The organism is Lutibacter sp. HS1-25 (assembly GCF_004121075.1).
Taxonomy (GTDB): Bacteria; Bacteroidota; Bacteroidia; order Flavobacteriales; family Flavobacteriaceae; genus Lutibacter.
On record NZ_RHLN01000140.1, the window covers coordinates 15830 to 27229 of the forward strand.

Genomic DNA, 11400 nt, shown 5'->3' on the forward strand with positions numbered 1-11400 from the left:
AAAGGTAATATTTATCACATTAGGCTGCTGTATTTTTTATAAAGTTCTAAACAAATTTAAACCAGATATCAATCTAATTTTCAACTTTAGAATTAAGCAGTTTTTATTATATTTGCAATTCTAAAAATTGAAGCAGACATATGTTTAATAATTTAAGTGATAAATTAGATAAAGCCTTTCATGTACTAAAAGGACATGGAAAAATTACAGAAGTAAACGTTGCAGAAACATTAAAAGAAGTTCGTAGAGCTTTATTAGATGCCGATGTTAACTTTAAAATAGCCAAAAATTTTACAACAACCGTTAAAGAAAAAGCCATTGGTCAAGACGTATTAACCACGTTAAACCCTGGCCAATTAATGGTTAAAATTGTAAAAGATGAATTGACAGAGTTGATGGGTGGAGAAACTGTAGGTATTAACCTTGCAGGCAAACCAACTGTTATTTTAATGTCTGGTTTACAAGGTTCTGGTAAAACTACTTTCTCAGGAAAATTAGCTAACTACTTAAAAACCAAGAAAAATAAAAATGTTTTATTGGTTGGTTGTGATGTTTACAGACCTGCTGCGATAAATCAATTACAAGTTGTTGGAGAACAAATTGGTGTTGAAGTTTATGCTGAAGTTGAAAATAAAAATCCTGTTGAAATTTCATTAAACGCCATTAAACATGCAAATGCAACGGGTAAAAATGTAGTAATTATAGATACTGCTGGTCGTTTGGCTGTTGATGAAGCTATGATGACTGAAATTTCGAATATTCATAAAGCTATAAATCCGCAAGAAACGTTGTTTGTAGTGGATTCTATGACTGGGCAAGATGCTGTAAATACGGCAAAAGCTTTTAATGATATTTTAAATTTTGATGGTGTTGTACTAACAAAATTAGATGGTGATACCCGTGGTGGAGCTGCTTTATCTATTAAATCGGTTGTAAATAAACCTATTAAATTTATTGGTACTGGCGAAAAAATGGAAGCAATTGATGTTTTCCATCCAGATCGTATGGCTGATAGAATTTTGGGAATGGGTGATGTTATCTCTTTGGTTGAACGTGCTCAGGAACAATATGATGAAGAAGAAGCCCGTAAAATTCAGAAGAAAATTGCAAAAGATCAATTTGGTTTTGATGATTTCTTGAAGCAAATTCAACAAATCAAAAAAATGGGCAACATGAAAGATTTGATGGGAATGATTCCTGGTGCTGGAAAAATGATGAAAGATGTAGATATTGACGACAATGCTTTTAAAGGTATTGAAGCTATTATACACTCTATGACTCCTAGCGAAAGAAGTGAACCTAGAATTTTAGATGCCAATAGAAAAAAGAGAATCGCAAAAGGATCTGGAACTTCTATACAAGAAGTAAACCAGTTACTAAAGCAATTTACACAAATGAGTAAAATGATGAAAATGATGCAAGGTGGTGGCGGTCGACAAATGATGCAAATGATGAAAGGTATGGGGAGATAGCTTTTTAAATTTGGAGTTTGGAGTTTAAAGTCTGAAATTCAATTTATTAAATATTATTTTCAAATTAAAAAATCAAAAGTAAGACAGTTTAAAAAGCTGTAAACTAATAATTTATGATACTACTAGACGGTAAAAAAACATCAGCAGATTTAAAAGTTGAAATCGCTGCTTCAGTAAAACAATTGAAAGAACAGGGTAAAAAAACACCTCATTTAGCGGCTATTTTAGTTGGTACTGATGGTGCTAGTATGACTTATGTAAATGCAAAAGTAAAAGCTTGTGAATTGGTTGGTTTTAATTCTACCCTGATAGATTTACCTGAAGAAACTTCTGAAGAAACATTATTACAAGCAATTGAAAATTTAAATACCAATAATGATATTGACGGATTTATAGTTCAATTACCGTTACCAAAACATATAGATGAACAAAAAGTTTTAATGGCTATCAATCCTGATAAAGATGTGGATGGATTTCATCCAACAAATGTTGGTAGAATGACTTTAGAATTGCCTTCATTTTTACCTGCAACACCTTTTGGAATTTTAGAATTATTAGAACGCTACAATGTTGAAACATCTGGTAAGCAAGTAGTTGTTATTGGTAGAAGCCATATTGTTGGGCGTCCAATGAGTATTTTAATGAGCCAAAAACGCAAAGCAGGTGATGCTACTGTTACAGTTGCACATAGTAGAACAAAAAATTTAAAAGAACTTACTTTACAAGCCGATATTATTGTTGCTGCCTTAGGAATTCCTGAGTTTTTAACTGGTGATATGGTAAAAGATGGTGTTACAATTATTGATGTTGGAATTACAAGAATAGATGACTCTTCTAAAAAAAGCGGGTACCGTTTGGCTGGTGATGTTCATTTTGAAAGTGTTGCGCCAAAATCTGCTTATATTACACCTGTTCCTGGAGGAGTTGGTCCTATGACCATTGCAATGCTTATGAAAAATACTTTGTTAGCTTGTGAAAGAAAAGCCTAAATTGTATTTGCGATTTTTGATTTAAGAATTACGATTTTTGATTTTTTTACTGCTTTATCTTGAATTTAGTACTGAATAAATGTCAACTAAAACTGAATACTTATTTTTCATAGCTAATTATTCATTATTATTTTTTCATTTTTCATTAACATAATTGTTACTGCTAACTGAAACTAAGTACTTATTTTTCATCGCTAATTATTCATTATTATTTTTTCATTTTTCATTAACATAACTGTTACTGCTAACTGAAACTGAGTACTTATTTTTTCATCATTAATTTTTACTTTTTAATTATTAATTAATTTACGCCTCTCTATTTACCAAATCCATTGAAAATGCTGGTAAACAAATTGCCAAATACTCGCAAGATTCATCAAATGGATTGGAGTATTGTATTCTGGTTCCTTTTAAAATTTTAATAGATTGACCTGCTTCTAAAACAATTATTTCGCCTTCAATAATAAATTGTTTTTTTCCCTTAATAATGTAAGTATACTCATCAAATGCTGGTGTTTGAAAAGGTTCACTCCATTTTGGTGGTGCTACCATATGCGCAATACTTAATTCGGAAATAACACTTGCTAGTCCAAAATGTTCTTCAATTAATTTTCCATCGTTGGTTGGAACTACAAATGGTGATTTTTGTACAGTGTATTTTTTCATCATTCTAAATTTATTATTTCAATTAAATAAAAATACTAAAATTCACCTACAATAAGCCTCCTACCTGACGAATATTTTCGTAAATTAGTAATCAATTGCACTTCAATAATTCTAATTAATTTAATTTAAACCAATTAATTATGAAACTTACTTTTTTTGGCGGAGCAGGAACTGTCACTGGTTCAAAAACTTTATTAGAAGTTGATTATACAAAAATTATGATTGACTGTGGTTTATTTCAAGGATTGAAAAAATTACGAGAAATGAACTGGGAACCTATTCCAACAAGGTTAGATAATTTAGATGTTGTTTTGTTAACACATGCACATCTAGACCATTGTGGTTATTTGCCTTTATTGGTTAAAAATGGTTATAAAGGTAAAATTTATTGTACTGAAGCTTCTAAAGATTTGGTAAAAGTTATTTTATTAGATAGTGCTAAAATTCAGGAAGAAGATGCCCGAAAAGCAAACGAAAACAACTATGCTAAACACAAAACAGCTTTACCTCTTTACACTATTGAAGATGCTGCAGAAACTTTAACCAGAATAAAATGTTTTGAATTTGATATTTGGCATACAATTAATAACAATATAAAATTCAAATTTGTAAATAGCGGGCATATTTTAGGAAGTGCTGCAATTGTTTTACAAGCCAACAATAAAACACTTGTTTTTTCAGGTGATATAGGACGAAAAAAACCGATTATTTTAAATCCGTATGCGTATATAGAAAAAGCAGATTATGTTGTTATAGAATCTACTTACGGAAATAGATTGCATAAAAATGAAGATATTAAAGAAGTGTTGTTAAAATATATAAACCATACTTATGCTAAAGGTGGTATTTTGGTTATTCCTACTTTTTCTGTTGAAAGAGCACAAGAAATAATTTATTTATTAAGTGTTTTAAAAAGAGAACATAAACTGCCACAAATACCAATATATTTAGACAGTCCGATGGGTGTTAATGCAACTGAAATTTATTATTCATATCCAAAAAACCATAAATTAACTCCCGAAGATATTAAAAGCATGTCTTCAACAGTACAATTAATTAGTGAAGTAAAAGCATCTAAAGCCATTGTTAACAATACCGATCCAAAAATAGTTTTGGCAGGTAGTGGTATGATTACTGGCGGAAGGGTTTTACACTATTTAGAAAATTTAATAGGTGATAAAAAAAACAGCGTTTTAATTGTTGGTTTTCAAGCTGAAGGAACAAGAGGAAGATCGTTACTTTCTGGTGATGTAGAAATAAAATTCTTTGGAAAATACCACAAAATTAATGCTGAAATATTTAAAATAAATGAATTTTCAGGTCACGCAGATCAAAGTGAATTGATGGATTGGTTAAAACATTTTAAACCAAAACCTACACTCACTTTTATAAATCACGGCGAACCACACCAAAGTCAGGCTTTAAAAGTTAAAATTGAAACCGAATTAAATTGGAAATGCACCGTTGCAAAAATGAACAACGAATATTATTTAGATTAATTTTTAATAGGTTATTTTATTAAATATTGCCAAAAAAAAGTGTCCTAAACAATTAGAACACTTTTTTTATTTCAACAATTTTGAGCTATTTTATTTAATTAAACCAAATGGTAAAATATTTTAATTTTGATGTATCAGGAATACGATCAACAGTGATTTCTTCTCTGCTAAATTTTTTAATTCCTAAATCTTCTTTATCAATAGCAATAGTTGCATTTAATTCATCAATATATAATGTTGCAGATGTAAGTGTAGTTTCTACTTTATCAATTACATAATTACTGTGAATATCTTTAAATACCGATTTTAAGTTTAAGCCCCTTGCTGTTTTGTACTTGTCACTAAAAATTTGAATACTTTTAATTTTTGAAGTCGAATCATTTGCTTTTTCTGGAACAATCTCTAATAACTTTTCTCCTGTTTTTGAATATACATCATATTGATCGGTACCTCCAAAAAAACCATTTAATTGAGAAATACTTCCATTAGATAATTGACTTACAATAGAATCTTTTTCAAAGATTGTTTTTAAATCATTTACAGTAGTTTCCTTATTAACCAAACCAACTTTTCCATTTTCAATCAAGTATTCATTTTCTCTTGAACATTGAATACTTAGTGCTAAAACAACTAATAACAGGGTAATTTTTTTTATAATGGTCATAAATATTTTTAATTTAATTTTTAATTCAACAGTTGATTTTATAATACGCGTTTTAAAATTCCCAACACACCTCTTATAAATGTTGCACTTGTAACAACTTTTAAAACTGGATTCATTCGGGTGCTTTTTCTAGTACTTGTAACTTTTTTTTCTTCTTTATTGTTTTCTTCTTTTTGTTCGTTCTCAATTATTTTTTCAATTTTTTCATTTAAAATTTCATAAGCACTTTCTCTATCAATATTCTCACTGTATTTAAAAAACAAGCGAGAACTGTCTATTTGTTGTTTTATTTCTGCATCAGTCAGCACATCCATCCTACTCATTGGTGCACGCATCATTGTACAAGCCAAAGGTGTTGGAATTCCTTTTTCATTTAATACTGAAATAAGCGCCTCTCCAATTCCTAACTGTGTTAAAACTTCATCTACATCATAATATTCAGAATCAGGGTAATTTTCAGCAGCCAATTTAATTGCCTTCCTGTCTTTTGCCGTAAAAGCTCTTAATGCATGTTGTAGTTTTAAACCTAATTGAGACAAAACAGCTTCAGGAACATCGTTGGGATTTTGAGTTACAAAAAACAAACCTATCCCTTTAGAACGAATTAACTTTACAATACTTTCTATTTGTGAAAGCAATGCTTTTGAAGCTTCATTAAAAATCAAATGAGCTTCATCAATAAAAATAACCAACTCTGGTCTACCGCTATCCCCTTGTTCTGGAAAAGTTGAATAAATTTCGGCCAATAATTGCAACATAAATGTTGAAAATAATTTTGGTTTGTCCTGAATATCTGTCAGCCTTAAAATAGAAATTATACCTTTTCCGTTTTCATCAATTCTAACCAAATCCTGCACTTCAAAAGAACGCTCACCAAAAAACAAATCACCACCTTGCTGATCAATTTCAACAATTTTTCGCAATATTGCTCCTGTACTTGATGTAGAAATTAATCCATACTCTTTTTGTATTTCTTCTTTTCCTTCAGCAGTAGCGTATTGCAACACCTTTTTAAAATCTTTTAAATCTAATAAAGGTAATTTGTGATCATCGCAATATTTAAAAATAATAGAAACTATTCCGCTTTGGGTATCTGTTAAATCCAATATTCTTGAAAGTAAAACTGGCCCAAATTCCGAAACTGTTGCGCGCAAACGAACACCATTTTGTTCAGAAATAGTTAACAATTCTACTGGAAATTTCTTAGATTCAAAAGGTAGTCCAATCGCAGCATGACGTTCGTCAATTTTAGCATGTCCTGGGCTTGGTTGTGCCAAACCACTTAAATCGCCTTTGATATCCATCAATAAAACCGGAACTCCTTTTTCAGAAAGGTTTTCGGCCATAACTTGTAAAGATTTGGTTTTACCTGTTCCTGTCGCTCCAGAAATTAATCCGTGTCTATTTATAGTCTTTAAAGGTACTTTAACAAAAGCATCTTTTACAGTTTCGCCATCTAACATGGCAGATCCAAATACTATAAAGTCTCCTTTTGTTTTGTAACCTTCTGTAATATGATTAAAAAATTCTTCCTTTTTATCCATTGTTGATATTTTGGATAAAAATAGTACTTAATAATTAAATTAAAAATTTGATTAGAATTATTGTTGAAATAATTCTTTATTGCTAGTTATCACTATATTTGCAAAATGATTGACAAAAATACACAACTATTAATTGATAAAGGTGAAATGCTACCTTTGATGGAAGAATTTTACACAATTCAGGGCGAAGGATATCACACCGGTAAAGCTGCTTATTTTATTAGAATTGGTGGTTGCGATGTTGGTTGTCATTGGTGCGATGTAAAAGAAAGTTGGAATGCCGATTTACATCCGCCAACTTTAACAGATCGTATTGTAAATAACGTAAAAAACACAGCTAATACGGTTGTTGTAACTGGTGGTGAACCATCTATGTGGAATTTAGAATACATTACAAATACGCTTCAAAACCTTCAAATTAAAACGCATATTGAAACGTCAGGTGCTTATTATTTAACTGGAAAATGGGATTGGATTTGTTTATCGCCTAAAAAAACAAAATTACCTTTAGACAGTATTTATCCAAAAGCACACGAGTTAAAAGTAATTATTTTTAACAAAAATGATTTTAAATTTGCTGAAGAACAAGCTGCTAAAGTTTCTGAAAATTGTGAACTATTTTTACAGCCAGAATGGAGTAACAAAGAAAAAATGACACCTTTAATTGTTGATTATGTAATGAAAAATCCAAAGTGGAAAATTTCATTACAAACACACAAATACTTAAATATTCCTTAGTTTAATTTTTCTAAAACAATGGCATAAACAAGCTCAAACTGTGCTGTTTTAGTTAAGTTCGAATTGTCTATTTCAATAGCATCTTCTGCTTTAATCAATGGAGAATCGTCTCTGGTTGTATCTATATGATCTCTATGTTGAACATTTTTAAGAATTTCTTCAAACTGCACATCATCACCTTTTTCAATCAATTCATCAAATCTGCGTTTTGCCCTGGTTTCTGCAGATGCTGTCATAAATAATTTCAATTCAGCATAAGGAAAAACAACCGTTCCAATATCCCTACCATCCATTACAACACCTTTATTTTTTCCCATTTCTTGTTGTTGTTCAACAAGCATTTTTCTAACTTCACTAATTTCAGCAACGCTACTTACCAATTCTGATACTGCCAAGGTTCTAATTTCTCTTTCAACATTCACATCATTTAAATAAATTTCAGCAAAACCTAATTCAGGATTAAATTTAAACTTTAAATTTATTTCAGTCAATTTGGCAATCAGAGCTTCAATTTTAAATTCATTTTTTGAAATGAAATGATTTTGCATCGCATAAAAAGTTACTGCTCTATACATGGCACCAGAATCAACATATATATAGTTTAATTTTGTTGCTAATTGTTTTGCAAGGGTACTTTTTCCTGTCGAAGAAAATCCGTCAATGGCTATGGTTATATTTTTCAAAATATCAATTTAAATTAATTTGTAAACTAAAAGTACTTGCGTTTGAAGCCGGACTGTATTTAGAAAATCCATAAATAAAACTAAACTTTCTAAAATTAATTCCAAAACCAGCCGTAAATCCAGCAAATGTTCTGGCATTGTTTAAAGACAATTCACTGCCCCTTCTAAAATTATACCCCAACATAAGATTAATTACACTATCAGGAAATAACTCTGCAGCTATCGTAGCATGACGCATTGTATTGTTAAACCATGAAATACTTTCTTCAGTAGTATTACCATCAAAATCTGTTGAAGAATTTGACGGATTGCTAACCGCTAAATTCCATTTTTGTAAGTTGGCCAGTGTTAAATGCAATCTAATTGGTACATTTTCTAACTTATACGATGCTCCTAAATCTATTTCAAAAGGTAATTTTTCTCTTACATTATCGTAAGCTGTTACCTGATATCCCATATTTCTAAGAACCAACGTAGCTCTAAATGGATTGTATTCATTATAATATAACAACCCTAAATCAAAAGCAAAACCAAAAGAAGAATAATTGTCAATAACAGAATTAATTAATTTAACATTACCACCAACAAAAAAATCACTTCTTTTAAAATTGTAGGCATATCCTGCAGAAATAGCCAAATCAAAAGCTTTAAATTCACCCGTTTCTATACCTCCTTCATCTGCACCAATAAAAGTTCCATAACTTAAATAATTAACGCCAACATAAAAAGTACCCACATGCCTATTTGGCATAAAAGCATATGCTGCAGAAAGGTAATTAATATCTCCTAAAAAATTCAAGTAATTTACACCCAATTTACCATCTAAATCCTGGTTAATTGTCGATGGATTCCAAATAGGTTGATTTACATCATTCAGCAAGGTAAGTACATTTCCGCCCAAAGCCGTCTGCTTAGCTGATCCCGTTAAATTCAAAAAATTATAGATACTTTCACCTCCAACCTGTGGAAACATTTTAATGGAAAATAATAATAGAAGTAGTACTAATTTTTTCATATATCAGGCTACAAATTAAAACTAATAATTTGTAAATATCGTATACAATCTTAAAAATTTATCACAAATTATCAATAACAATAAACATCAAATCAACCAAATAAACACCAATTACAATATTTAAAATTCAACATAAATAAAAGAGATGATAAATAAATTGAAGCATGTATTTTTGGGCGTTACCCGCAAGGGGTCGTGCTTTCCGCTATATCTTTTTTACAATTTCACTATGTTACATTGTAAAAAAGGATGCCGCTGCAATCACTAACGCAGTTATACAATTGACAATTGATAATGATAATTCGTAATTGATAATTGATAATTGATAATTGATAATTCGTAATTGATAATTGATAATTCGTAATTGATAATTGATAATTGATAATTCGTAATTCGTAAATGACAATTGATAATTGATAATTGACAATTGATAATTGACAATTGATAATTCGTAATTGACAATTCGTAATTGATAATTGATAATTGATAATTGAAGTTTGAAGTTTGTTATTAAATATAAATCACAACATATCAGATACTAACAAATAAAAACACATTGTCATTTTGTAACTTTATATAACCTAAAATTTAATTTTAACAAAATTAAACGCTTCAAATCTTATAAGTTGAGATGACGCAGACACACAAAGTTGGACGCTACCGTTATACAATTGATAATTGATAATTGACAATTGACAATTGATAATTGATAATTGACAATTCGTAATTGATAATTGATAATTGAAAATTGATAATTCGTAATTCGTAATTTACAATTGACAAAACCTTTGGGTAAAAAAAAGGATAAAAAAAAACCTTCAATAATTTAATATTGAAGGTTTTCAAAAGAAAGGCGGCGACATACTCTCCCACCATAATGGCAGTACCATCTGCGCTGATAGGCTTAACTTCTCTGTTCGGGATGGGAAGAGGTGAGCCCTATCGCTATAACCACCTTAAGGGTTTAGTTTAAAGTTTTGAGTTTAAAGTTCTAAGTTTTTCACTTTTCAACTTTTGACTTTTCAACTTTACACTGCAGCCTTCGCTGCTTATGAGTTAACATACTGAAAAAATAATATCTTATAAATCAATTTTTAATAAAAAAGTTCGCATAAAAGCCTATGGGTTATTAGTACTACTCGGCTATGACATTACTGCCGTTACACCTATAGCCTATCAACGTGGTGATCTCCCACGACCCTTTAAAGAAATCTCATCTTGTGGTGGGTTTCGCGCTTATATGCTTTCAGCGCTTATCCCTTCCCGACGTAGCTACCCAGCAATGCTCCTGGCGGAACAACTGGTACACCAGAGGTCAGTCCAACACGGTCCTCTCGTACTAGTGTCAGATCCACGCAAATTTCTAACGCCCGCTACAGATAGAGACCGAACTGTCTCACGACGTTCTGAACCCAGCTCGCGTGCCACTTTAATGGGCGAACAGCCCAACCCTTGGGACCTTCTCCAGCCCCAGGATGTGACGAGCCGACATCGAGGTGCCAAACCCCCCCGTCGATATGAGCTCTTGGGGGAGATCAGCCTGTTATCCCCGGCGTACCTTTTATCCTTTGAGCGATGGCCCTTCCATGCGGAACCACCGGATCACTATGCTCTACTTTCGTACCTGATCGACCTGTATGTCTCTCAGTCAAGCTCCCTTATGCCATTGCACTCTACGCACGGTTACCAAGCGTGCTGAGGGAACCTTTAGAAGCCTCCGTTACTCTTTTGGAGGCGACCACCCCAGTCAAACTACCCACCAAGCACTGTCCCCATCACTGGGTTAGACTCTAGATAAGCAAAGGGTGGTATTTCAACGATGACTCCACAACGCCTAGCGACGCCGCTTCAAAGTCTCCCACCTATCCTACACATTACTTATCCAAAACCAATACTAAGCTATAGTAAAGGTGCACGGGGTCTTTTCGTCCCGTAGCGGGTAATCGGCATCTTCACCGATACTACAATTTCACCGAGCTCATGGCTGAGACAGTGTCCAGATCGTTGCACCATTCGTGCAGGTCGGAACTTACCCGACAAGGAATTTCGCTACCTTAGGACCGTTATAGTTACGGCCGCCGTTTACTGGGGCTTCATTTCATGCGCTTTATGTGATTTCTCGCTATCGTT

The 11400-nt window shown here is 31.9% G+C and carries 9 protein-coding genes and 2 rRNA genes; 4 read left to right on the top strand and 7 right to left on the bottom strand.

Annotated elements, in window-relative coordinates; translation table 11 throughout:
- Positions 1 to 140 precede the first annotated feature (140 nt).
- A complete protein-coding gene (gene ffh / locus EC396_RS14045; RefSeq protein ID WP_129367226.1) occupies positions 141 to 1472 on the top strand; it encodes a signal recognition particle protein in 1332 nt (443 codons plus the stop codon).
- 113 nt (positions 1473 to 1585) lie between these two features.
- Positions 1586 to 2461: a bifunctional methylenetetrahydrofolate dehydrogenase/methenyltetrahydrofolate cyclohydrolase FolD gene (gene folD, locus EC396_RS14050; RefSeq protein WP_129367227.1), complete on the top strand. Its 876-nt coding sequence runs from the start codon at positions 1586 to 1588 to the stop codon at positions 2459 to 2461.
- Between the two features lie 306 nt (positions 2462 to 2767).
- On the opposite strand, the gene EC396_RS14055 is transcribed toward folD, so the two are convergent.
- Positions 2768 to 3127 carry a cupin domain-containing protein gene (locus tag EC396_RS14055; protein WP_129367228.1) on the bottom strand — a complete coding sequence of 120 codons (360 nt, stop codon included), beginning with the start codon at positions 3125 to 3127 and terminating at the stop codon, positions 2768 to 2770.
- A 140-nt stretch (positions 3128 to 3267) separates the two neighbouring features.
- Between EC396_RS14055 and EC396_RS14060 the strand changes: the two genes are divergently transcribed.
- Positions 3268 to 4626: an MBL fold metallo-hydrolase RNA specificity domain-containing protein gene (locus EC396_RS14060; RefSeq protein ID WP_129367229.1), complete on the top strand. Its 1359-nt coding sequence runs from the start codon at positions 3268 to 3270 to the stop codon at positions 4624 to 4626.
- A gap of 94 nt (positions 4627 to 4720) precedes the next feature.
- On the opposite strand, the gene EC396_RS14065 is transcribed toward EC396_RS14060, so the two are convergent.
- On the bottom strand, positions 4721 to 5290 hold the full coding sequence (locus EC396_RS14065; protein WP_129367230.1) for a hypothetical protein: 570 nt from the start codon (positions 5288 to 5290) through the stop codon (positions 4721 to 4723).
- Positions 5291 to 5328: 38 nt separating this feature from the next.
- Positions 5329 to 6834 carry a helicase HerA-like domain-containing protein gene (locus EC396_RS14070; RefSeq protein ID WP_129367231.1) on the bottom strand — a complete coding sequence of 502 codons (1506 nt, stop codon included), beginning with the start codon at positions 6832 to 6834 and terminating at the stop codon, positions 5329 to 5331.
- Positions 6835 to 6939: 105 nt separating this feature from the next.
- Between EC396_RS14070 and EC396_RS14075 the strand changes: the two genes are divergently transcribed.
- Positions 6940 to 7572, top strand: a complete 633-nt coding sequence (locus EC396_RS14075; protein ID WP_205757969.1) for a 7-carboxy-7-deazaguanine synthase QueE — start codon at positions 6940 to 6942, stop codon at positions 7570 to 7572.
- On the opposite strand, the gene cmk is transcribed toward EC396_RS14075, so the two are convergent.
- The 4 genes from cmk to EC396_RS18020 all read right to left on the bottom strand — a co-directional run.
- Positions 7569 to 8255, bottom strand: a complete 687-nt coding sequence (gene cmk / locus EC396_RS14080) for a (d)CMP kinase (RefSeq protein WP_129367232.1) — start codon at positions 8253 to 8255, stop codon at positions 7569 to 7571. The two genes, EC396_RS14075 and cmk, sit on opposite strands and share 4 nt — an antisense overlap.
- A gap of 4 nt (positions 8256 to 8259) precedes the next feature.
- Positions 8260 to 9270 carry a type IX secretion system protein PorQ gene (gene porQ, locus EC396_RS14085; RefSeq protein ID WP_129367233.1) on the bottom strand — a complete coding sequence of 337 codons (1011 nt, stop codon included), beginning with the start codon at positions 9268 to 9270 and terminating at the stop codon, positions 8260 to 8262.
- A gap of 848 nt (positions 9271 to 10118) precedes the next feature.
- Positions 10119 to 10229, bottom strand: a 5S ribosomal RNA gene (gene rrf, locus EC396_RS14095).
- A gap of 149 nt (positions 10230 to 10378) precedes the next feature.
- Positions 10379 to 11400 (bottom strand): 23S ribosomal RNA (locus EC396_RS18020); the annotation flags it as partial.

What these genes read in the sequence shown, in the direction of transcription:
- EC396_RS14075 (WP_205757969.1), top strand. Translation starts at nt 6,940, where the DNA reads ATGATTGACAAAAATACACAACTATTAATTGATAAAGGTGAAATGCTA.
- porQ (WP_129367233.1), bottom strand. Translation starts at nt 9,270, where the DNA reads ATGAAAAAATTAGTACTACTTCTATTATTATTTTCCATTAAAATGTTT.
- folD (WP_129367227.1), top strand. Translation starts at nt 1,586, where the DNA reads ATGATACTACTAGACGGTAAAAAAACATCAGCAGATTTAAAAGTTGAA.
- EC396_RS14060 (WP_129367229.1), top strand. Translation starts at nt 3,268, where the DNA reads ATGAAACTTACTTTTTTTGGCGGAGCAGGAACTGTCACTGGTTCAAAA.
- EC396_RS14055 (WP_129367228.1), bottom strand. Translation starts at nt 3,127, where the DNA reads ATGAAAAAATACACTGTACAAAAATCACCATTTGTAGTTCCAACCAAC.
- EC396_RS14070 (WP_129367231.1), bottom strand. Translation starts at nt 6,834, where the DNA reads ATGGATAAAAAGGAAGAATTTTTTAATCATATTACAGAAGGTTACAAA.
- ffh (WP_129367226.1), top strand. Translation starts at nt 141, where the DNA reads ATGTTTAATAATTTAAGTGATAAATTAGATAAAGCCTTTCATGTACTA.
- EC396_RS14065 (WP_129367230.1), bottom strand. Translation starts at nt 5,290, where the DNA reads ATGACCATTATAAAAAAAATTACCCTGTTATTAGTTGTTTTAGCACTA.